Genomic DNA, 20,889 nt, shown 5'->3' on the forward strand with positions numbered 1-20,889 from the left:
GGCCGACGAGCAGGACCCGCAACCTGTTTCCTGGTGGCCCCACCTAGGGCGCTTCTGATGGATCTCCGCGGCGTCGCGGCGCCTGGCACGCACGCTCGCCGCGTTGCCGAGATGCCCCCATAGCTCCGCTATGAAGACATCCCGGCGCCTTGCGATCGCACACACCAGGCGCCGCTCCTTCTTCCACGGAGATCCATCAGAAGCGCCCCAGCCGAGCAAGTGGCTGATGCCGCCGTGGCCGTCCGTGCCGTTCCAGACCACGGCCGCCAGCCAGATCGGGAACCAGGACACCCGCTCCGGCAGGAAGGCGGCGGCAAGGGGCCAGACGACGGGCAGGGCGACGAACGGCAGACAGCAGCACCAACCGTTCCTGGACGTAGCAGCAGGCTGCGGCGTCGAGTTCGCGGACACCCGGCGAAGGCAGGCTCCTGAACCCCCTGCACCCCCTCCAGCCCCTTCCGTCTGGGCGCCCTACTCCATGGCGACCATCGCGGCCGAGGACGTGCGGACAGCAGTCGGAGTCGGCTGTCTCGTGATGATCCGAGGGCTCGACTGGTTCACGCCTGGTACTCGGTGAGGTCGATGGCGTGCACGCGCAGCGGAAAGCCGTGCACCGGGTGGGTCGTCTCGCGCTCCAGCACCATGCCGAGCTTGCGGATGACGTTCTCGGAGGCGGTGTCCCCCGCCCGACTGATGCTGATGACGCGGTCAAGGCCGCGGTCCTGGAGCGCGAACTCCAGCGTGGCCTGGGCGGCTTCGGACCCGTATCCCTGGCCCCAGAACTGTGAGCCGAGCCGCCAGCCGATCGCCACGGCGGGTCCTACCTCCGGCAGGAACTCAGGCACGTACAGCCCCGTGAAGCCGGCCAGTTCCCCTGAGGCCAGCAGTTCGACGGCGAAGAGCCCGAAGCCCTCCTCGTCCCACTCCTCCTCCCACCGCTCGATCGCCTCTGCCGTGTGGTCCAGGTCGCGCACCGAGCCGTCGTCGACCCAGCGCATGGCCCGAGGGTCTGCGTTGACGTCGGCCATGGGCACGAGGTCGTCGTCGTGCCAGCGACGAAGGAGGAGGCGGGGGGTGCGGATCTCAGTCATGGCACCCATCCTGCCGAAGGCAAGGGACTCGTCGGTAATCGGCACTCGCCGGACTGCCGCACCCGGTGCCACCGAACCCAACCACTGGCCCCAGTCCCTTGGCCCCCGAACGTCCCCGCTGCGGTCGCGGGAGATCCGCTGCCGCCGCCCACAAGTCCCCTTCACCCAAAGGGCGTTGACGAGCAGCCGCCAGGCCCGCGGCCTAATGGAGCGGGGAAGCCCCGCCGGACCTCTCGACCTCGCCCAACCGGCCACCCGGGTGCAGCTTGACGGGCTGGGTGCCGAGGGCGCCAGGAAGTTGCACGAAATTGCACGAAGTTGCACGGGCAGGTCCGTTCGGGCCGGATATGCATGGATATCCCTGTAGCCCGAGCCTGGTTCTTAATCACTGGGACTCCACGCCGATGCGTTCGATCATGGGTGGATGACTGGCTTCTACCATGTGTGTTTCGTGGTCCCCGACATCGAGCAGGCGATGCGGGACTTTCAGCGTTCGGCCGGGGTCGAGTGGAGTGACCCGGTGTCCGACCGGATGGGCGAGTGGGACTACCGCATCGTCTTCAGCACGGGCGGGCCACCGTTCATTGAACTCATCACCGGACCCACAGGCAGTCCCTGGGACGCGTCGCACGGCGCCAGGTTCGATCACATGGGCTTCTGGTCCGGCGATGTGGGGCAAGGATCCCGGCGCCTGGAGAAGGAAGGCATGCCCGTGGACTTCTCGGGCTGCCCCTACGGTCGACCGTTCGCCTATCACCGCATGGACAGCATCGGGACCCGCATCGAGCTCGTCGACGTCAGTCGGCAGACCGCCTTCCTCGACAAGTGGCATCCAGGCGGGGAAGCCATGCCTGCCATTGACGAGGACTCCAGAGACTGAGCGTGCGCGGGCTGCCCCGGCTCGGCGTCTCGCGACGTCTCCAACGTGAACCCTCACCCGGGGATGCGCCGGGCGCGAGGACGGCTCTCGCCCCCTGCTCCTCGGCCCGGCGCGCCTGGCGGCCGACTGGCGCGGCGCCGTACGGATGGCCTGCTGCTCAACGTTCGGCTACCAGGCCGACGCGGCGGCCCGAAGGGCTCGCCGATGGGCCGGGGCGGAGGTCGATTCGGCCGATCCGGGGAAGTGCCGTAGAGTTCCTCTTGCCGACGCGGGGTGGAGCAGCTCGGTAGCTCGCTGGGCTCATAACCCAGAGGTCGCAGGTTCAAATCCTGTCCCCGCTACTCGCATGTGAAGGCCCGGTGGTTTCCACCGGGCCTTCACTGTTCGCGTTCCCATGGAGGCGCGCCCGGCGCCCAGCGATCAGTCTGGTCAGCTCGCAGTCGGCGCGCCCTCGGACGCATCGCCGTCGCGCTGCCGCCCGGGTGCGGGCTCACCGACACCCATGTTGCGGATCACCGCACGCAACAGTCCCGGGAACCGCTCCTCGAACTCGTCGGCGCGCAGCCGGGCGCTCTGTTGCTGTCCCTGGTGACTGCGCCAGATCAGTCCGCACTCGCGCAGGACGCGGAAGTGGTGCGAGGCATTCGACTTACTGATGCCGAGGTCGTTGTAGATCACCGAGCATTCGGTCTCGCCGCGCTCGGCGAGCAGGGCGACGATCCCCAGCCGCAGTGGGTCGCTGAGCCCGTGCATTGCCTGGGCGAGGCTGACGTTGGCCAGTTCGGCGTGAAACCTGTCGCGCATGCCTACGACCCTACTGCCACGGATCACCCTTCCAAAGGTTCAACGACTCTTGTACCGTCGGACCATGAATCCAAGGATCTACCTCCTGGCCCTTGGCACCTTCACGGTCGGAACCGAGGGTTACGTGATCGCCGGGGTTCTCCCCGACGTCGCGCACGACCTCCAGTCGACCGTGTCGATGTGCGGGCAGATGGTCACGGTGTTCGCCGTCGTCTATGCCTTGGCGGGCCCGCCCCTGATCGGCCGGTTCCAGCACGTACCGCCCAAGAAGCTCCTCATCTGGGCGGCCGTCGGCTTCGCCGCCGCCAATGTGCTGGCCGGCCTCGCCCCCGATCTCGCCACCCTGGCCGTGGCCCGCGTCCTCGCCGCGCTGGGCGCCGCCCTCTTCGCCGCGCCCGCCGCCGCTGCCGCCGCGGCGCTGAGCAAACCCGAGGAGCTGCCCCGCGCGATCGCCGTCACAGCCGGCGGCAACGCGATCGCCCTCACCCTCGGCGCTCCCCTTGGCACGGTTGTCGGCGCGGCCCTGGGCTGGCGGGCCTCCTTCGGCTTCGTCACGGCCCTCGCCCTGGTCACCGCCGGCTCCCTCGCCGCGTGGCTTCCGGACGTCCCCAGTACCAGGGTCGCCACGGCCGGACGGCTCAACCTGCTCAACCGCGGCGCCGTCCGCTGGGGCCTGGTCACCACGTTCGGCCTGTTCCTGGCCGCCTACACCATGTACACGTACCTCTCCCCCATCGTGCAGCGCTCCACCGGCCTGGGCAGCACCGGCGTGGCCGCCCTGATGATCGTGTTCGGCGCGGGCGGATTCACCGGCGGCCGCCTCATCGGCCCGGTCCTCGCACGGCATGCGCTGGCGAGCGTCCTGCGCACGGCACTGCTGCTGGTCACCGCCCTCCTCGTGGTCCTGACGCTCTTGACCGTCGCGCACCTGCACACGGTGGCGCGAATCACCGCTTTCCCCCTCCTGTTCGCCTTCGGCATGGCCTGGTGGTCGGGCGGCATCAGCCAGCAGACGCGCCTGGCCGGCCTCGCCCCCGAACAGCGCTCCCAGGCTCTCGGCCTGCACTTCTCCGCCCAGTTCCTCGGCGTCGCCATGGCCGGCGCGCTCGGCGGCGTGACCCTGTCCACGGCCGGACCGGCAGCCGTGCCCGCCGTCGCGGCAGCGATCGCACTCGCCGCCCTGGTGACCGTGCGCCAGGTGGTGCCGGTAGCCAGTGCGCCCCACAACGGCGCACGGACAGCGGCGACTTCCACCACCCTCACGGCCCCGGATCCGGCCGGCGCGGAGTAACGCCGAACGCACACCGTCAGGTCACGCCCGGACCCGGCGACCTGCCGCACGGCCTGAAGGGCGACCTCCTGGGCGGCCGCGGCCGCCTGGGAGCCGTCGGGTTCTCCGGCGGCCAGGCTGCCGCAGCGGCCGCGCCACCTCCCGTACGGGAACGCGTCGTTGGTCAGTGGCGGGCGTCCCTGCGGGGGCGCTCCAGGGTGAAGGTGTCCACGGGGGTCAGGTCGCCGTAGGGGCCGTCGAAGGTGTAGTAGGTGACGTGGATGCGGGTGCGGCCGGTGCGGTGGTCGCCCGGGTCGACATCGAAGGCGGCGAAGCCGTGGGTGTGCACGCGGTCCTGGACGGCGCGCCAGGGGGCGTCCTCGGTGACGAAGATCGCCTTGCGGTGGCGGCCCTCGGCCTCCTTGGCCAGGTCGACCACGACGCGCCCCTTGGGCTCCTGGAACAGGTCGTCCTGGGTGGTGGCGAAGTTCCCGCCGCCTCCGATGATCATGTGGACCGTGCCCTTGCCGGTGTCGGCGACATCGGTCCTGGTGGACACCGGGACCGGCGTACGGGCCTCGTTCGGCATCGCGCCGCGGACCGGCAGCGAGCGCTCGTAGTAGTGCTCATGGCCGCACAGCACCAGATCGACCCCGTACGCGTCGAAGAGCGGGCCCCATGCGGTGCGGATGCCGACGTCGCTGCCGCTGCCACTGCGGCTGCTGGAGATCATCGGGTGGTGCATGAAGACGACGATCCAGTCGATCCCCGCGTTGCCGCGTGCGGCCTTCAACTCCCGTTCCAGCCACTGTCGTTGTGCCCCGCCGGAGTAGCCGCGCACATAGGTGTCGCCGGTGTCCTGGATCGCCACGTCGTCGTTGGCCAGGCTGATGAAGCGGACCGCGCCGACCGTGAACGCGTACCACAGGCCCCGGGTCTCGGGGGCGGTGCCCGACGGACCGGGCAGGGTGAAGTAGGTCTGGTAGCCGGTCAGCCCCAGGGGGCCGTTGCCCTTCTCGTTCTCGCCGTTGCCGACACACGGCATCCACGGGCGCAGCCGCGTCGACCGGCTGTTGCCGATGAACCAGTCCGCCCAGGTCGCAACCCGGTCCTGGCCGAAGAGGCCGGCCGCGGAGGCGTAGCACAGGTCGCCGTTGACCAGGTTGAACAGCGGTCCGACCCGTTCCACCGCGGCCACGATGTCGGCGGCGGCGGGGCTGCCGGCCTGGCTGCTGGTGTAGAGCGGGAAGCGCCCCGAGGGTGACGGGGCGCCGCCCGCCGGCCAGGTGACGACCCGGCGCAGGTTGGGCGCGCCCTGGTCACCGAAGCTGGTGAAGGTGAAAGCGGTACGCCCGCGCGGCGCCGTGGTGAACGCACCGGTCTCCGGCGCGGTGCCGTCGTGCCCGGCCGAGTACAGATAGGTGGTGTCCGGCCGCAGTCCGGTGAGGCGGGCGTGGTGGACGTACACCTCCTCGCGGCTCAGTCCGTCGCGGTAGGTGCGGGTCTCGGCGTCGACCACGCTGCCGGCGCCTCCGTCATGGGTGCCCAGGCGCACCTGCGGGCGGCGTACGGAGCAGGGACTGATCCAGGAGACCGTCATCTCGGTGGCGGGGTCGGCCCCGAACTGGAGGTGCAGGCCGGTGACGCCGGGTACGCCGAGGCGGCCCGGGGTACGCGCGAGCAGGGGGTCCGGACCGGGCCGCGCCGGGCCGGCGGCCTCGGCACTCCCCGCGGTGCCGAGGGCGCCGGCAGCCACGGCAGCCGTCGAGCCGGTCAGGAGGGATCTGCGTGCGATCGACATGTAACACCCTTACATGGGAGGAAAGTTGCTCGGTTGCACCTTAGGTGTGACCGACCGGGCCGCAGCCAGTCGATATCGCCCGCGCCCGCGCTCCCCGAGACATCGTCGGACTCCCGGGTGCCGCCGCCGAGACAGTCCCCGCCGGTCGTCTCGGCCGGGACAGGGTGGGCGAGTTGACGCTTGTCGGCCCGTCTCACGCCGGCGACCGTGGAACAGGGACGGCCCTACGGTCCCCACCCGCTGGGAAGCGAGGCTCCTGTGATCACAACTCTGCCCACGACGATGCGGGCGGCGCGATACACCCGCTACGGCCCATCGGACGTACTGGAGGTCCGGGAGGTCCCGACCCCCGCGCCGGGCCGAGGCGAGGTGCTCGTGAAGGTCTGTGCGACGAGCGTCAATCCGGCCGAGGCGAAGGTGCGGGCGGGCGCGTTTCGACTCATGTCCGGGTTCCCTGTTCGTACAGACCATCACGTGGTGGCTGGAGAACGAACGCCCTCTCTCCCCACGGCAGATCGCCGCCCATTCGGCTCGGCTCGCCCTGGCCGTCATCGCCGAGGCGAACAACGACCAGGGTTGAGAAAACGCCCCGAGGCTTGTCCCGCTGTCGCACCAAGAGCTCGACAGGACCGTGCGGAATTCCGAACGTCGAGGTGGAGAGCTGTCGTAGCCAGGCAGTGGTGGGAATGTGTTCAGGCCCCGAGTGGATGGAAGTTCGCGCGCCGGGCTTGTAGCCTGAACTCCGAGGACGCGCGAAGACACGGTCCGGTATGGGTTAGTCCGGACAGCGCTTCACGGCACCGAACACCGCATGTGCAGTCAGCCCCGATGAGGGTCTGCAACTGCCGTATGCGACCCGCGTGTTCCTTTCTCAGTCACGGTACGAGGAAGGGACGGACGGCATGCCGTATCCACATGTGATCATCGTCGGCGCAGGGCTGGGTGGGCTCTGCCTCGCGCAGGGCCTGCGCCGCAGAGGCATCGACTTCCGCGTGTACGAACGGGACTCCTCTTTGACGTCCCGCGGCCAGGGCTATCGAATCCATATCGACACCCACGGGGACAAGGCACTCAGGGATGCGCTCCCGTCTGAGCTCTACCAGTTGTTCCGGGCCACCGCAGGCGTACCACTGTTCCGCACCCCCGTATTCGACGAGCAGTTGCGGCAGTTGGCCGAGGTGGCGGGGGATGGCGGCACACATCTCGCGGTCGACCGGCTGACACTGCGGCAGATCCTGCTCACCGGAGTGGAGGACGCCGTCGCGTTCGGCAAGCGGTTCACCCGCTATCGCGTCGGAACGGACGGCGGCGCTGTGGCGTGCTTCGACGACGGGGCCGAGGCGGGCGGCGATGTGCTCGTAGCCGCGGACGGAGTGAATTCCCCTGTGCGTCGGCAGTATCTTGCCGCACGCACGGGTGGTGGACACCCGCCTGCGGCAGCTGTACGGGAAAGTCCTCCTCACCAAGGAGACCAGAGCCCTGTTCCCGCCGGAGATGTTCGCGGTGTTCACGCCGGTGATCGGCCCCGCGAAGCAATTCGTCGGCGTCGCCCCGGTGGAATTCCCCGAGCCGCCTCGAATGGCGGCCCGCCGGCTTGCGCCCACGGCAGCGCTGAACGACACGGCGGACTACATGACCGTTTCCTTCGGCTCCCGCCGGGAACTCCTTCCCTTCGGCGACGCCCAGTTGCAGGCCATGACCGGGGCCGAACTGCGCAGCATGACGTTGCGCCTGATCGAGCCGTGGCACCCGGATGTCCGCCGGATCATCGAGCACTGGCTGCCCGAAAGCGTCTTCCCGCTAACCCTGCGCACCAGTGTGCCCGTTCCTACCTGGCGGCCAACCCGCATCACCTTGCTGGGAGATGCGGTACACGCAATGAGCCCCGCGGGTGGGATCGGCGCGAACACCGCCTTGCGCGACGCCGGAATTCTCGCCGCCGCGCTGGAGCGGTCAGCCGACGGCAGGCCCCTCGTCGAGACGGTTGCCGCATACGAATCCGCAATGACCGGATACGGATTCGACGCGGTGCGCCTCTCCGCGGACAACGGGCAGCGCATGTTGGGCCAGGACCCACTGCCGACATCCTGAGGGCATTCCGGTGGGGACCCGACCGGTGAGCGCCTGAACGGCCCGCCGGGAGCTGCTGGCGCGTCGGCGTTGTCGGCGCCGGTGCGCCGGCTCTCGTGGCGGGCTGGCCAGAGGCGCCGGCCGGGGTGGGAGTTCCCGGTCTCGTCGGGGTCGGGTCGCGCGAGGACGAATTCACCGTGCCGGGGCACGGACTCCGCGGTCGCGGCGCGCGGCTGGAATCCGACCTGGCGACCTACCGCGAGGTTTGGGGCGGCGCACCGGTCGGCAACGGACCGAACCCGGCCGTGCAATCAGGAACCCGGCAAGTCCCCATGTTGTTCGGCGGATACTCCACGGCCACGCTGAACCGCACGGTGCGCTGGGGCGAGGGCTACATCGGCGGTTCACTGCCGGTGGCCATGACAGCGCCCGGTGTCGAGGCGGCGAAACGAGCCTGGCAGGCGCGCACCACGAACTCGGCGTCCTCCTAGACCCGTCACCCGTACACCAAGCGTCACATCGCCATCGTCGAACTCGAACTCGACGATCACACGGAAGTCAAGCCCGACCGAGAAAAGGGACGCGGCCGTCCGCCCTGCCTGAACGCGGCAAGTGCCCCGCCTTTCGAGCGAAAAGGCGGGGCGCCCTGTCCATCCTGGGTTCCCTACGGCACCCAGGGGGTGCACTTCATCGTTCCGGCGTGATCTCCGCAGGCGCGGAAGGTACGGTGGCCGCCACCCTTGACTTGCACGTACTGGATCGCGATCGTGTGCTGGTCCGAGCCGAAGTGGACGGTGTTGGAACACCGATGGTCCTGGGCTCCGGGACCGGGAACGTCCCCCCAGTCCAGCCGAATCGTGTTGCCACGGCTGGCGCCGCGGATAAGCGCCCAAAGGTAGGTCTTGCCACCTCGGCGACCGTTCCGCAGGGCGATCCGCGTGTGGCCGATATTCACGGACGTCACCGTCTCTGGATGCGAGAAATCTTTCGGGTTGACACCCGACCCGCAGGTAAGGCCGACTATCGCTCCAGTAGAGGCCCCGTTCGGAGCCGCGGTTGCCGCGACGGTCGGACCGGCCAGCAGCAGGGCACCGACAGCAACTCCGACCGAGACGTAACTCCTCAAGTTGGGCATGAGTGAGCCCCTCCCCCTTGGGCAACCCTGCGATGCGCCCCTCAGCGCAGCCGTGAGGGCAAGGCTGCCCAGAAGACAGTGGCAGCGCCGACAGACACGGGCAAGAGGCGTATTCCGGTCGGATCCGAGCCACCAGACTCCCCCACTTCAACGTGGGCCCGAGCTCGCGGCGGAGCGGGCGGATCACTTGCTGCGGGGCTCCAATTGCCGCGGCGGCTTCGTGAGCGAATACCAGGCTCTCCGGCAGGATCGCGACGCGGCGCACGCGCACACCTCCAGATCGAGCATGCAAAAGCCCCCGACGGATCGGAGGCTTTTGGACTTTCGGGCACACGAGCGCTTCGTCGGGAGCAGTGCGGCATTCAACCATCAAGCCCACAACCGCTTATGGGTCCTCTCAAATGATCAACACTTAACTTCATATTGGGCCGTTGAGGCGGAGGGCCCGCAACTGCAGTAGTACTGCCACCCGTTCGCGGCGGCCCTGAATCCGGCGCGCCGCCGAACACCTCCGGCATATCTCGTATTAGCCTCTTGTGACTGTAGGAAGTCGCTATATCACGGATTGCATCCGTCGACCACCGGAGAAGAAATGCGCAAGCTTCAGAAGACTGCCGTCCTGGCCGTCGCCCTCGGCAGCTTCGGCTTCCTCGGCGCCGGCACCGCCTACGCCCACGGCGAGAAGGGCGGCACCGACCTCGACATCAAGCAGGGCAGCCAGTGCAGGTCGCACGACTCGAACGTCGACGTCCTCGGCCAGGTCGGGATCGCGAACGGTCTGGGCGGAAACCTGCTCAACGGCGAGGGCTCCCCGGGTGCCCAGAACACCAAGATGGGCTCGGAAATGGGCTGCGACAACAGCGCCAACTTCCCCAAGGAAAGCAAGGGCGGTGACGAAGAAAAGGGCAGAGGTTCAGAGGCTCAGCGGCCTGAAGCTCAGCGGCCTGAAGCTCAGCGGCCAGAGGCCAGTAACTCGGAGGAAAGCGCAAGCAACGGGGACAAGGGCAGCGACGCACAGAAGTGCGGATGCTCGGAGAACCGGGAAGGCAAAGGCGGGGAACAGCAGGCGATGACACCGCGGCCCACTCTCCGCTACACGGTCCAAACCGAGACCCTTACGACCTCATAAGGCCGGGCCGCGGGACTCCGCACGCCCCGCAGTCGAAACAGTCGAAACAGTCGAAACACTGGGCCGCTGGCCGGACTTCATGGGAAGGTCCGGCCAGCGGCCAGGTTTTGGGCCCGGTCACCCGCTGCAGAAAGGCTGCTGTCTCCAGCACGATGGTGCGGCCCCCTCCCCGCTGTCGCTCTGTTCGCATGTGCACGGAGAGGGAGCCATGGGGTCATTCCCCTGTCACGACATCGCCGATGAGACGGCCCTCGGCAGGGGCCCTGCGCTAGCGGATCGGCATCCCCGACAGCGTGCGGGCGATGACCAGCCGCTGGATCTCGCTGGTGCCTTCGAAGATGGTGTAGATGGCGGCCGACACTAGCGACATCAATCTGTACCCTGCCCATTCACCTGTCTGACCTGGGCGTTCTGCCGTCACGCCGTCGCGTTCAGCCGGGTTCACCGGGTCTTCGATCGGGTTCGCGGTGCAGGCTCATCTCCCAAAAATCTCCCAGCCTGCAACCAAGGGCCGCCACTGGACGGCCGACAACCGAGGCGCCCCCACAGAGCTAGACTCGAACACATGAACGACTCACCTCCGGATGTTACCCGCCTCCGCACCCTGGAGACGTGGCTGCAGCTCACCCTCGACAGGGTCCGCGAGCAGATCGTCATCGCCGAGCAGACCGCACCCCGACAGGAGCGCATCACCCCTCCCCGCGACCGGACTGGCTGCTGCAGCTCCGCATCGACCGGGAAGGGCAGCCGCCCATCGCCGTGCACGTCGGCGACTGCCGCATGGCCGACCGCCGTGCCCGACCCATCTCCCGGGATCAGGCAATGCGCGCTCTCGCCGAGGGGCTGGAGGCGTGCAGCATGTGGCGACCGGATTCAGAGCTCGGCATCCTCTGACCTGCGGGCCGCAGCCGGGCATCGCACGCTGGGAGGATGCAGGGCCGCGCGCCGATCGTCGTACACCGGGCGTCCGCCACAGGCGGGCGACGGGTCACCGCACGCGACCAGATCCTCGGGCTGGCTCGTAGCGACGCCGACCTGGTCGAGTTCCTCCGCCGGGCGGGAGTCGACGAGCCCGAGACGATCCTCGACAGCCCGGCCTGGATCGAATGGCGCGGCGGCCGGCCGCACGACTACGGGGCGCGCGAAGAGAAGAAGCCCCGCCGCGTCGGGGGTGCGCGGCGGGGCCAGAACCAGTATCGCAGCACCGCGTCCCGCGAGGCGCTACAGCACAACGCCACCCTCGAAGGACGGGCGAGGTGTCAGGTAGCGCATAACGTTCCCTGAAGCGCCCCCATTCCTCCCACCAACACCCCTGCTGTCGGGCAGCACGGAAGATTTCAGTTGGCGAGGCTGTGACCCGGGCACTGAAACCTTCCGTGCGGCGGCTTGGGGCCGAGCGTGCGCACAGGTTGCTTCAGCGCGCGGTGGCTGCGGCGTTCTGCTGGCCCCTGGCCGTCGAAGGCGATGGGTCAGCGTTTGACGCGGTTGCGGACCGCCAGGACCGCCAGGCCCAGAAGGACAGGCTCGGTCACGCGGGACCCCATCTCAATGTAAGTGCCAGCGGTGGTCAGGTCCTGGCCGGAGGAACGGAACACCACGGAGTTGAGGGTGGCGTTGAGGACCTTCTCGAAGCGCTCGCCCGTGAACCTGTTCCCGGTGGGGTTCTGCGGGTGATCCTTGTCGATCTCGAAGGTGACCTTGCCACCGCCGGGCGGCACGGTGCCGGTCGCCTCCTGCTTCGGGTCGTCCTTTGGGAGCCCGAAGCCCATCAGCAGCGCGATGGTGATGAGCATGGCGGCCGCCAGCCAGCCCAGGGCTCGGGAGGCGCGAAGGCCGTAGCCGGACAGCATCCAGTAGCCGCGCAGCAGTCCGCGTTCGGCGCGGGTGGTGTCGGTGCGGTCGTGGCGGCGCATCTCCATCTCGCCGTAGTAAAAATCAGCGGCGCCCGGCTCGTTCTTGTTGTCCTCGAATGACTTGCGCAGTTGCCGGTAGAGAGTGGACACGTCTGCCGGGTCGGGAGTCAGCTCGGGATCGGGGTGGTGTGGCCCAGTGCGCCAGTGCCGCGGTGAAGGGGGTCCCAAGGATGACGTGGGTTGGCCGGTAGTTTGGGCTCGCCAGTGGTGTTCCTCAGCTAGGGTGCGTCGAGGGGTCCACAGGCAGGGCCATATGAAGTGGCGGTGGAGCCCGGTGGGAGTGGGGGCGAAGGTATAGCGGCCTTCTAGGCGGAGCTGGTCGAGGTGGAAGGCCCCCAGAGAACACGCAGTCGCTCAGGTCGGTGTCGGTCAGGACCAGGTATGCGGCGTCCACCCCGCGCACCGAGACGACCCGCACCTCGTTCTTGAAATCGGCCAGCAGACTCTCGTCCGCCACTGTTCCGCCACCAACTTTGAAGGGGGCCGGGCAGGCAGTGACTGCCAGGGGGAAGACCAGGACGGCGTGATCGAGGTTCGCTGTGGCGTAGCGCAGGCGTAGCGTCGCCGTCGATTGCCACTGAGTCCGATAGCAGTACACCTCCCGCGCCGCAATCTCCATCGTCACCGGCGTCTCGAACCGTGCAAGGGACACATCGACCTCACCAGCGCATACCACGGGCCCGAACCACCCCGACGCAAAACCTGCGGTTCTGAACATGGCGCGAGTCGAGAACTGCGCCCCGCCGAAAATGGCGTCGCCAGAGAACTGGGCCCCGCTGAACCAGGCATTGCCGGAGAACTGAACCTGCTCCGACCGAGCATCGCCGTGCTCACCGTATAAGGACCAGGTGTTGGAGAACTTCGCATCGCCGAACACAGCAGCGACGGAGAACCGCACGTGCTCGAACCGGGCCTCGCCGGAGAACTGCGCCCCCTCGAACCGTGCGTCGCCGAGGCGGGGTTGTCCGGTGGCGGGGTCGCGGAGGGCATTGAGGAGGTCGTCGAGGAGGGGTTCGGTGAAGGGGGTGCCGCGGTGGTCGATGTCGGTGCCGGGGGTCAGACCGGCCAGGTAGGCGTCGCGGTCGGCGTCGGCCAGGTGGGCGAGGCATGCGGTATGGCCGGGGACGTGGACGCCGCGGCAGCCGACCGGGTTCTCCGGGGTGGTGCCGTGGCCACAGTGCGGCCAGTCAGGCGGAGTGGGGGACGGTTCGGGGCTCGGGTTTCCCTTATACAAGCCAAGCTGAATGAGGGGATGGCATGACCCAGAAGCGACCGCTGAGCGCCGAGTGCGCGGACTTCGATGACGTCGGCAAGCATGAGCACGGCGCTCCCCTTCTCCGGAACGGGCGCCTCCAAGCGGGTTGGCGTGAGGCCTCGTTCCTTCGCCGCCCCGACGTCTACAGCATCAAAGCCCGGCACGTCGTAGTCGCCTCACATCGGTACGCCGTTGCGGGTGGCATGGTTACAGCTGCCGCAGCATGCAGTCCCACGCAGATCGCTATCGACAGCAGCCTGCTCGAAGACGCGGCCGAGGTGCACCCCAACGGCCGTTGCCGTCGTCCCGGCTGCCGCGAACTCTTTGCGCAAGTGTTCAACGGTTCAGCGGAAACAGGGGCTGCCACATGACCGATGGCCCCGAGGAGGTGGTGGACGCCGAGTTGGTGGACGCCGGCCGCCTCCCCGCCCCGCTCACCGAGACGGCGCCCGCCCGGCCGATCGTCGACCGGCACACGATCCTCGTCCCCGGCGAAGCGCTCCCCACCGAAGCCGACCAGCCGACGTACACCGAACGCGACCCCTACGTCTCCAAGGCCACCGCCGAGCGGAACAAGTCGAAGCCGAAGAGCACGTCCCGCACCTACGACAACCAGCGAGACCTCTTCCGCCGCTGGTGCGAGACCCAAGGCCGCGTCCACCGGCCCTGCACCACCGCCACCTACGTCGAGTACGTCGCCACCCTCATCGAAGTCGGCCGTGCCCCCAACGCCATCAGCGTCGCCATGTCCGCCATCCGCACCTGGATGCCTGACGACAAGAAGCCCGGAACCACCGAAGCCCGCGGCATGCTCAACGAGTACCGCAAGGAATGGAACAAGCGCGTCGGCGTGAAGAAGGCCCCCGCCATCACCGACGACATGCTCCGCGCCATGGTCGCCACCTGCGACCCGCAACACCCCATCGGCATCCGCGACCGGTGCGTCCTCCTCCTCGGGCGAGGCGCACTCAATCGCAGGATCGAGCTCGCCGACCTCACCATCGGCAACGTCACCGTCGAAGCCGACGGCGTCGCCCTCTACATCTCGGCGTCGAAGACCGACCAAGAGGCCAAAGGTGAGGAGACGTTCATCCCCGCGTGGGACGACCCGCTCATCGCCCCCGTCCGCGCAACCCGCGCCTGGCTCGACATACTGCACCACCTCGGCGTCTACGATGGCGCCCTGCTCCGCGCCCTCACCAGATCCGGCAGCCTCCAGTCCCGGGCCACGGCGACCGAGCGGGGCGAGCACGTCACCGGTGACGCCATCAACGGCTGGGGACGCGGCCGGGCGCAGCAAGCCGGCTTGCCCAACTGGAAGAAGGTCACCGCACACGGGCTCCGTCGCGGCGGGGCTCAAGCCCTCGCCGACGCCGGCATGGACCCGACGGGACAGGGGCGCTAGAAGGCGGGCTCCGCTGTGGTGAGCGGGAGCTGTCGAGCGGTGGCGACGTTCGGGTGTACCGGTACAGGATGCTTCCGACGTGGCGCATCATTCGCCTGGACTCCACCCTGTTCGTGTCTGCCTTCGATGCCGGCTGGGAAGGGCACGAGTCAGCAACGTACAAGGTGATGGAGACGCCGCACGGGCCCCTGTACCAGGGCTTTCGGCGCATGTTCGAAGCGATCGTTGATGACGGAGTCCAGACCGTCTGAGCAAGGGGGTAGAGCTGGTGATCGAGGCAGAGTTGAAAGCACGGGTGCTGGATCCCGAGGGTGTCATGCAGCGCCTGGAGAAACTCGTCGCCGGTGTGGCCGAGGTGTACCAGGACACCTATTACGACACCGACGCCGGCGACCTGGAGCAGAGCGATCGTGAGTTGCGTGTCCGGACGGTCCACGGGCCTGAGGAGACGCGCACTGTCCTCACGTACAAGGAGGCACGGGTCGATGAAGCATCCGGCTCGAAACCCGAACATGAGACCCGTGTCGATGACGCGGATGCTGTCCACGCCACGTTGCGTGGCCTCGGATACGTGACCGCCATCGCCTTCGAGAAGCGGTGCCGGAACTACCACTTCGAGGCGCGGGGCCGCCGCATGCTCGCCACCCTGGTCCGAGTGCCAGAAGTCGACGGTACGTTCCTCGAAGTCGAAACGCTCGCGAAGGACGACGACTTGCAGGCCGCCTTGGACGACGTCCGGTCGGTGCTGTCCGAGCTGGGCATCGACGAAGGCGACCTGACAACCGAGCAGTACACCGACGCAGTCCGCGCCCAGCGCAATCCGTAGCTGGATTGAGCGCGATCGTGGACCGCGATCACCACAGGGGCCGTCTTCCTTGGAGCGATTGTCGGCGGGTGCCCGTAGCATTTGTGTCGTGTTGACCAGCTGCGTACCCGACGTCGCCGAGGCGAACGAGCGGATACGCGTGTTCATGGCCGCCCGTGCTGGGCGCTCGCTTCGTGCCGTCGAGCAGGTGGCCCAGTTCGGTCAGAGCAGCCTCCGCGCCGGCCTTGGCCGCGGCCTGTACCTGCTCCTGGGTGATACCGCCCGACGAGGCGAGCGCCTTCGCCAGAGCGGCAATCGCCGAATTCGCCGCACCGACCTGTGCCGTCAGCGCCTTCACGCCTGCTGCTGCGACAGCGGACTGGGCTGCGGCGTCCGCGAGGGTCTGGTGCACGTCGGGCTTGTCACCGTGGGTGTAACCCCAGACGGTCGCGGCGTCAGCAGAAGTGAGCGGCATATCAGCCTCCTGGGAGAATGAGAGCGCCCAATCCCTGAGCGCCTGAGTGCTGGCGAGGTGGCAGTAGTCCTTGTCGACCGGACTGTCCGAGTACTGGTGGAACAGCCATGGGGCCTGGATACCGGGCTGGCCACGGGAAGGCCGGCGGTGGCGATCCACAGGAAGTCACCGGCATACGAGGTCGTGTCGATGTTCCGCCAGTAGTCGAGATTGGCGTACATGCCGACCGGATTGTGGGGCAGCTTGCCCTTCACGTACCTGAGCCACGCCTTCTTGTACGCGGCCTGCGTGCCGCGGGACACGCCCTGGTTGGCCGCGTCGTAGCCCTCCCAATCGAGGACCACCATGTCGCCGGGCTTCCAGGCGACTTGGCCGAGGAAGTAGTCGGCTTCGGCCTGCACCGAGTTGCCCACGTGGGGGTAGTGATACGCGCCCCACACCAGCCCGCTCGCCTTCGCATGGTCCCGCTGCGACACCCAGCGGGGGTTCACATAGGACAGGCCCTCGGTCACCTTCGTGAACGCGAAGGAGAGCCCTGACGTGTCCGGTGTCGCCGACTGGTACGACGACCAGTCCTGACCCCAAATACCCATGTCACGCACCTCCCTTACCGAGTTCGCTGGCTGGCACGAAGTGCGCCGGGGCTGGGATGCCTCGCCTCGTCGTCCTCGAAGTGCAGGCCCAGCGCCTTCTCGACCTTCGCCGGATCCGTGGAGGCAATCTCGGAAAACTCGACGTGACTGTGGTGCAGTTCGGGGCCTCCGCCGCAGAGTTCGTCGTTGACGATGCACCTCCACAGCCCTTGTTTCTTCAGCCGGGCTTTGGCCTGCTCGAACAGGTGGTAGTGCGAGTCGTCCTCTCGCGGAGCGCGCTCCTCGACGTGCTGGGAGAGATGGAGGGTCAGCATCTGGTCGTGCGCGGCGACCCGGTGGTGCGTGTGCTCGGTCATCCGGGCACTCCGTTCATGAAAGTGCCCCGGCCAGCAGGCTCGGGGCGTGAGGGCCGTCGGGGTGATGTCAGCGGGTGTCGGGGCTGCCGTCAGGCCACTTGCCGTGTAGGTGAAGTCCGTGCAGCTCGCCGACTTTGCGGTGCGTGGCGTCGAGGGCCTCGTCCTGTGCGTCGAACCGCTCGACGGTCGCGGCGTGCGTGCGGTTCACGTGCCGACGCAGCGCGACGTGCTGGGCGACCAGCGCGGGCGTGCCCCAGATGATCGACGCCTCGATGTTCCCGCCGACGTCGGACCAGTGGTACCGAAGCAGGTACACGTCCAGCGCCACGACCGCGAGCGCAGCCACAGCCCACACGATGCGCTTCATGGGGTGCGCAGCCTCCTTCGGTACGCGGCGGTGCTGGCCAGGCCGGCGACGCCGAGCAGGCCCTGCTTGCTCGGCGCTACAGGCAGCGGAGCGGACTGGTCCGCGGTGCACACGTAGCGGGGGTTGTTCGGGTCGAAGCCAGGCGCCGGGCTGCACGTGTAGTGCTGGCCCAGAGCGTCCGTGTACGTCCAGCTGGCGGACGGCTTGCCGTTCTTGCCGTCGGCGCCAGCGGGGCCGGTCGCTCCCGAAGGGCCTGTGTCGCCCTTGGGGCCAGCCGGACCTGCGGGTCCCGCGCTGCCGTTGGTACCGCTCGCGCCGGGTGCCCCAGTCGGTCCGGCCGCACCAGGAGAACCGTTACTTCCAGATGCGCCCGCCTTGCCAGCCGCGCCCGTCTGCCCAGCCGGGCCGGTGGGTCCTGGTGGTCTGGAAGGTCCGACCGAGCCGGCGGGCCCCTGTGGTCCCGCGGCGCCGGTCGCCCCAGGTGCTCCGGGAACGCCTCGCACGATGGTCTGTGCGGGCGGAGCAGACGGCTTCACCCCGTGCCGTTGCAGCTGCTCCCGGGTCGTATCCAGACCCTCGGACAATTTTGAGATCACCGTGCTCTGGGCGTCCTGCTCGCTCTGATAGCGGTGATTACTGTCCTCTGCGATTCGCAGCGCGAGGCCCGCAAAGCCAGCCGACAGCAGCACCAGAGCCCACAAGGCCACAGTGACTAGCGTGCTGGTACGTGGCGCGCGCGTCTTCTCCGGCTTTGTCACTGCGCCCCCTTGAGCGTGCCCCACGCCTGCACGGCCAGCGCCAGAAATGCCGCGGTGACGGTGAGGACGCCCAGCCAGCGGGTCAATGTCATCGCGGGCCGCTCTTCCAGCTTGGTGACCCGATCACCGAGAGCCTTGATGTCGTCGTCCCAGTCGCGTTCGCTCTGCTGGTACAGCTGGAGCGGAACCATGTCCTTAGCGAGGCTCGTGATTCGGGCGTCCTGGGCCTCGTGGACGCGGTCGGTACGCTGCTCGTGGTCGACCATGCGCCGATACAGCTCGCCCGGGGACACGTCATCGGCCACCGTCACCTCTATATGTGCTCATGCCGCTCACCGCGGCCGATTGGTCTGCTCGCTACGCGGCCGGGCTGTCAGGCGGCGCCTTACGTTGTTGGACGGGTTGATCGAGCCATTCGTAGGGTTGGGTCGCCCAGGGGTGCTGGGTGTGGCTATCAGGCGGCTGCCGTCCGTGGCTGAACTCGCTTCGCCGCCCGGCACCCCACGACGACCAGGCCGCTGATTGGGAAGTGCGAACGAGTCGCTGTGTAAGGCAATGCCGGCGAGGTCGTCTGTGGTACGCACTGCAACGACGACCGTCTGGAGCATGATGAGCCGGGTATGGGCCGGGATCGACAGCGGCAAGACCCACCACCATTGCGTCGTCCTGGACGCCGACGGCGCCAAGCTGCTGTCGCGCCGGGTGGCCAACGACGAGCCGGAGCTCCTCCAGCTCCTTGCAGACGTCCTCGGACTCGCGGACGACGCAACGTGGGCGGTGGACATGGCCGACGGCGGTGCCGCACTGCTGATTGCACTGCTGGTCAACCACGATCAGGAACTGCTCTACATCCCCGGCCGCGCGGTCAACCGGGCCGCCGACGGCTACCGAGGCGAAGGCAAGACCGACGCCCGCGACGCGCTCGTCATCGCCGACCAGGCCCGCGTCCGCCGTGACCTGAAGCCCATACGTCCCAGCGACGAGATCACCGCGGAGCTGAAGCTGTTCACCGCGCGCCGCACCGACCTCGCATGCGACCGTAACCGGTCGATCAACCGCTTGCGTGCCACGCTGACCAGCATGTTTCCCGCACTGGAACGCGCGCTGGATCTGACCACCAAGGGGCCGCTGGTGCTGCTGACGGGCTATCAGACCCCGCTGGCAATCCGTCGCGTGGGCCTGACCCGTCTCACCAAGTGGCTGAGCGTCCGCAACGTTCGCAATGCGGAGTCCCTGGCCACCGCTGCGGTCAGAGCCGCCGAGCGGCAGCACACCGCCGTCCCCGGCGAAGCGGCCATCGCCTCGCTGGTGGGTGCGCTGGTCGAGGAGGTGATGGCCCTCAACGAGAAGATCGCGGACGTCGACAAGCTCATCGAGGGCCGGTTTCGCCGCCACGAACTCGCCGAAGTGATCACCAGCATGCCGGGAATTGGCTCCCTGCTGGGCGCAGAATTCCTGGCCGCCGTGGGCAGCGACATGGCATCCTTCGCCACCCCGGACCGGCTGGCCGCCTTCGCCGGCCTGGCTCCCGCCCCGCACGACTCCGGGAAGTCCCACGGCAACCTGCACCGACCGCAGCAGTACCACCGCGGCCTCCAGCGGGTCTTCTACACCTCCGCGCTGATCAGCATCCGCAGCGACCCGAACTCGCGCCGCTTTTACGACCGCAAACGCGCGGAGGGGAAGCGCCACATCCAAGCCGTCCTCGCGCTTGCCCGCCGACGAGTCAACGTCTTCTGGGCTCTGATCCGTGACCGTCGGTGTTACCAAGTGATACCTCCAGTCACTCATGCGGCTTGACTTCCAGATTGGGAAGCGAGCTCCGGTGTGCAGTTACAGCCGGGAAGGTGGGCCGGGTCAGGGGCCGCACACGTCTTCTGGTGGACGAGAGCGGCGGCGTCCGCGGTGATGGCGTGAGCGGCGCAGCCGAAGACGGGGGTGACGCATTCGCCCGGGGTCGGCATCGGCCCGAGGCCGGGGGCCGGCTGCTGTGAGTCGGCGAGGCGTAGGCGTTCGTCGCGCCGTGCTTCTTCCAGGGCCAGGTGCGCGGCGAATTCGGTGTCCGTCAGCCGCCGTTGCCACTGCACCGCGGCACGGGCCCCGCACGCGCCGCAGGTGGGGCCGGCCAGCGGCGGGGTGCCCAGGAGAGCGTCCGGCGCGGGTGTCTCTGTCACGCGGCGCCTCCTGGCGGCGTGGTGGTGTGGCCGAGGATTTGGGCGACCTCGGCGGCGACAGCCTGGGCGAGCCGGCCCTCGTCGGCGCGGAGCTGGTCGAGGAGGCTCCGGCCGTCCGCCTCGGCCGTGGTGAGTGCATCGTGGACGGCGCCGCGAATGACCGGGACAAGGTGCTGCTCGATGGCCGCGACCAGGCCCTCGACGTCCTTGTGGGTGGCGCTGGTGAATCGCCCGAGGAAGGCGTGCAAGCGGTCGGCGAGTGCGGACACAGCGGGGCTCCTTGCTGGGTTTCAGTCGGGGATGATGTCGGCGGCGCGTCCACGCGCCGGGCAGGCGGGTCCGTCGTGCCGCTGGTTAGCCGGCCCGGTGAAACGGGCCGCTCGAATGACCGGCACCGCGCCCCGGGTCGCCACGAGCAGATGTGTCCCAGGAGCTGCGGGCTACAACTTTCCCGATCCGCTCGCATGGTGACTGCAGCGTCTTGTCAAATAGGTATATGAGTGGGGGACTTCAAAGAGCAAGAGCGCGGTACGCCCAGTTGCAGCGGATCCGGCAGCGTCAGGGGCGGAGTTCGCGAGAACCAACCCGTCGGGCTCCAGTGGGTCCGC

25 protein-coding genes, 1 tRNA gene and 1 pseudogene are annotated in these 20,889 nt (G+C 68.4%); 14 read left to right on the top strand and 13 right to left on the bottom strand.

The genetic code is table 11. The features are described from left to right. Positions 1–557: 557 nt before the first annotated feature. Positions 558–1,091 (bottom strand): GNAT family N-acetyltransferase, encoded by a 534-nt coding sequence (locus tag SNOUR_RS05105; protein WP_067344227.1) that lies wholly within the window; start codon positions 1,089–1,091, stop codon positions 558–560. 424 nt (positions 1,092–1,515) lie between these two features. Between SNOUR_RS05105 and SNOUR_RS05110 the strand changes: the two genes are divergently transcribed. Together SNOUR_RS05110 and SNOUR_RS05115 are read left to right on the top strand one after the other, a co-directional pair. Next, the gene (locus SNOUR_RS05110; RefSeq protein ID WP_067344228.1) at positions 1,516–1,971 is read left to right on the top strand and encodes a VOC family protein; all 456 of its coding nucleotides are present in this window, start codon (positions 1,516–1,518) and stop codon (positions 1,969–1,971) included. Positions 1,972–2,238: 267 nt separating this feature from the next. Then, positions 2,239–2,312: transfer RNA gene (locus tag SNOUR_RS05115), tRNA-Met, on the top strand. Between the two features lie 88 nt (positions 2,313–2,400). On the opposite strand, the gene SNOUR_RS05120 is transcribed toward SNOUR_RS05115, so the two are convergent. Then, positions 2,401–2,775 (bottom strand): ArsR/SmtB family transcription factor, encoded by a 375-nt coding sequence (locus SNOUR_RS05120; RefSeq protein WP_067344230.1) that lies wholly within the window; start codon positions 2,773–2,775, stop codon positions 2,401–2,403. 64 nt (positions 2,776–2,839) lie between these two features. On the opposite strand from SNOUR_RS05120, the gene SNOUR_RS05125 reads away from it, so the two are divergent. Beyond that, positions 2,840–4,066 carry an MFS transporter gene (locus SNOUR_RS05125; RefSeq protein ID WP_067344231.1) on the top strand — a complete coding sequence of 409 codons (1,227 nt, stop codon included), beginning with the start codon at positions 2,840–2,842 and terminating at the stop codon, positions 4,064–4,066. A 163-nt stretch (positions 4,067–4,229) separates the two neighbouring features. Here SNOUR_RS05125 and SNOUR_RS05130 read toward each other — a convergent pair whose 3' ends face one another. Beyond that, entirely contained in the window at positions 4,230–5,846 is a 1,617-nt protein-coding gene (locus SNOUR_RS05130; protein ID WP_067344233.1) for a metallophosphoesterase family protein, read from the bottom strand. 902 nt (positions 5,847–6,748) lie between these two features. Between SNOUR_RS05130 and SNOUR_RS49185 the strand changes: the two are divergent. The 4 genes and pseudogenes from SNOUR_RS49185 to SNOUR_RS05145 all read left to right on the top strand — a co-directional run. Beyond that, positions 6,749–6,832: pseudogene (locus SNOUR_RS49185) on the top strand (FAD-dependent monooxygenase); the annotation flags it as partial. A 433-nt stretch (positions 6,833–7,265) separates the two neighbouring features. Then, the gene (locus SNOUR_RS48020; RefSeq protein ID WP_312632047.1) at positions 7,266–7,937 is read left to right on the top strand and encodes an FAD-dependent monooxygenase; all 672 of its coding nucleotides are present in this window, start codon (positions 7,266–7,268) and stop codon (positions 7,935–7,937) included. Between the two features lie 311 nt (positions 7,938–8,248). Then, complete coding sequence (locus SNOUR_RS47465) at positions 8,249–8,407, top strand: hypothetical protein (protein ID WP_174717844.1); 159 nt, start codon at positions 8,249–8,251, stop codon at positions 8,405–8,407. Between the two features lie 1,236 nt (positions 8,408–9,643). After that, positions 9,644–10,180, top strand: coding sequence for a hypothetical protein (locus SNOUR_RS05145; RefSeq protein ID WP_067344234.1), 537 nt, complete (start codon positions 9,644–9,646; stop codon positions 10,178–10,180). 268 nt (positions 10,181–10,448) lie between these two features. Here the strand turns inward: SNOUR_RS05145 and SNOUR_RS48025 are convergent, their stop codons facing one another. Continuing rightward, positions 10,449–10,550, bottom strand: coding sequence for an acyl-CoA dehydrogenase family protein (locus tag SNOUR_RS48025; protein WP_312632048.1), 102 nt, complete (start codon positions 10,548–10,550; stop codon positions 10,449–10,451). A gap of 389 nt (positions 10,551–10,939) precedes the next feature. Here SNOUR_RS48025 and SNOUR_RS49190 point away from each other — a divergent pair, with 389 nt between their 5' ends. Both SNOUR_RS49190 and SNOUR_RS49195 read left to right on the top strand, forming a co-directional pair. Next, positions 10,940–11,074, top strand: a complete 135-nt coding sequence (locus SNOUR_RS49190) for a DUF6233 domain-containing protein (RefSeq protein WP_376738580.1) — start codon at positions 10,940–10,942, stop codon at positions 11,072–11,074. 36 nt (positions 11,075–11,110) lie between these two features. Beyond that, positions 11,111–11,464, top strand: coding sequence for a hypothetical protein (locus SNOUR_RS49195; protein WP_376738499.1), 354 nt, complete (start codon positions 11,111–11,113; stop codon positions 11,462–11,464). Positions 11,465–11,649: 185 nt separating this feature from the next. Here SNOUR_RS49195 and SNOUR_RS48030 read toward each other — a convergent pair whose 3' ends face one another. Together SNOUR_RS48030 and SNOUR_RS48035 are read right to left on the bottom strand one after the other, a co-directional pair. Further along, positions 11,650–12,183, bottom strand: coding sequence for a hypothetical protein (locus SNOUR_RS48030; protein WP_312632049.1), 534 nt, complete (start codon positions 12,181–12,183; stop codon positions 11,650–11,652). Between the two features lie 124 nt (positions 12,184–12,307). Next, a complete protein-coding gene (locus tag SNOUR_RS48035) occupies positions 12,308–13,327 on the bottom strand; it encodes a pentapeptide repeat-containing protein (protein ID WP_312632050.1) in 1,020 nt (339 codons plus the stop codon). Positions 13,328–13,350: 23 nt separating this feature from the next. Here SNOUR_RS48035 and SNOUR_RS45995 point away from each other — a divergent pair, with 23 nt between their 5' ends. The 4 genes from SNOUR_RS45995 to cyaB all read left to right on the top strand — a co-directional run bounded on the left by SNOUR_RS45995 (position 13,351) and on the right by cyaB (position 15,579). Then, complete coding sequence (locus SNOUR_RS45995) at positions 13,351–13,719, top strand: hypothetical protein (RefSeq protein ID WP_159425796.1); 369 nt, start codon at positions 13,351–13,353, stop codon at positions 13,717–13,719. Continuing rightward, positions 13,716–14,753, top strand: a complete 1,038-nt coding sequence (locus tag SNOUR_RS05160; protein WP_079142230.1) for a site-specific integrase — start codon at positions 13,716–13,718, stop codon at positions 14,751–14,753. The genes SNOUR_RS45995 and SNOUR_RS05160 overlap by 4 nt, the downstream gene beginning before the upstream one ends. A 68-nt stretch (positions 14,754–14,821) precedes the next feature. Continuing rightward, positions 14,822–15,004: a hypothetical protein gene (locus SNOUR_RS05165; RefSeq protein ID WP_312632051.1), complete on the top strand. Its 183-nt coding sequence runs from the start codon at positions 14,822–14,824 to the stop codon at positions 15,002–15,004. A gap of 17 nt (positions 15,005–15,021) precedes the next feature. Beyond that, positions 15,022–15,579 carry a class IV adenylate cyclase gene (gene cyaB / locus SNOUR_RS05170; RefSeq protein ID WP_174717845.1) on the top strand — a complete coding sequence of 186 codons (558 nt, stop codon included), beginning with the start codon at positions 15,022–15,024 and terminating at the stop codon, positions 15,577–15,579. A 28-nt stretch (positions 15,580–15,607) separates the two neighbouring features. Here cyaB and SNOUR_RS46960 read toward each other — a convergent pair whose 3' ends face one another. From SNOUR_RS46960 to SNOUR_RS05190, 5 genes are all read right to left on the bottom strand, one after another. Next, on the bottom strand, positions 15,608–15,916 hold the full coding sequence (locus SNOUR_RS46960; protein ID WP_162494987.1) for a hypothetical protein: 309 nt from the start codon (positions 15,914–15,916) through the stop codon (positions 15,608–15,610). Next, positions 15,913–16,626, bottom strand: a complete 714-nt coding sequence (locus tag SNOUR_RS45240) for a glycoside hydrolase family 25 protein (RefSeq protein WP_312632052.1) — start codon at positions 16,624–16,626, stop codon at positions 15,913–15,915. Before SNOUR_RS45240 ends, SNOUR_RS46960 begins: the two co-directional genes overlap by 4 nt. 14 nt (positions 16,627–16,640) lie before the next feature. Beyond that, positions 16,641–16,982 carry a hypothetical protein gene (locus tag SNOUR_RS05180; RefSeq protein WP_067344238.1) on the bottom strand — a complete coding sequence of 114 codons (342 nt, stop codon included), beginning with the start codon at positions 16,980–16,982 and terminating at the stop codon, positions 16,641–16,643. Positions 16,983–17,049: 67 nt separating this feature from the next. Further along, entirely contained in the window at positions 17,050–17,349 is a 300-nt protein-coding gene (locus tag SNOUR_RS05185; protein WP_067344239.1) for a hypothetical protein, read from the bottom strand. A gap of 754 nt (positions 17,350–18,103) precedes the next feature. Continuing rightward, entirely contained in the window at positions 18,104–18,412 is a 309-nt protein-coding gene (locus SNOUR_RS05190; RefSeq protein ID WP_159425797.1) for a hypothetical protein, read from the bottom strand. Positions 18,413–18,716: 304 nt separating this feature from the next. Here SNOUR_RS05190 and SNOUR_RS05195 point away from each other — a divergent pair, with 304 nt between their 5' ends. Beyond that, positions 18,717–19,907 (top strand): IS110 family RNA-guided transposase, encoded by a 1,191-nt coding sequence (locus SNOUR_RS05195; RefSeq protein WP_067343972.1) that lies wholly within the window; start codon positions 18,717–18,719, stop codon positions 19,905–19,907. Here the strand turns inward: SNOUR_RS05195 and SNOUR_RS46000 are convergent. Both SNOUR_RS46000 and SNOUR_RS05200 read right to left on the bottom strand, forming a co-directional pair. After that, positions 19,895–20,281, bottom strand: a complete 387-nt coding sequence (locus tag SNOUR_RS46000) for a hypothetical protein (protein ID WP_159425798.1) — start codon at positions 20,279–20,281, stop codon at positions 19,895–19,897. The genes SNOUR_RS05195 and SNOUR_RS46000 overlap by 13 nt on opposite strands. Then, complete coding sequence (locus SNOUR_RS05200) at positions 20,278–20,550, bottom strand: hypothetical protein (RefSeq protein WP_067344242.1); 273 nt, start codon at positions 20,548–20,550, stop codon at positions 20,278–20,280. The genes SNOUR_RS46000 and SNOUR_RS05200 overlap by 4 nt, the downstream gene beginning before the upstream one ends. Between the last annotated feature and the right edge of the window lie 339 nt (positions 20,551–20,889).

It is taken from the genome of Streptomyces noursei ATCC 11455 (assembly GCF_001704275.1).
In the GTDB taxonomy this organism is placed as follows: Bacteria; Actinomycetota; Actinomycetes; order Streptomycetales; family Streptomycetaceae; genus Streptomyces; species Streptomyces noursei.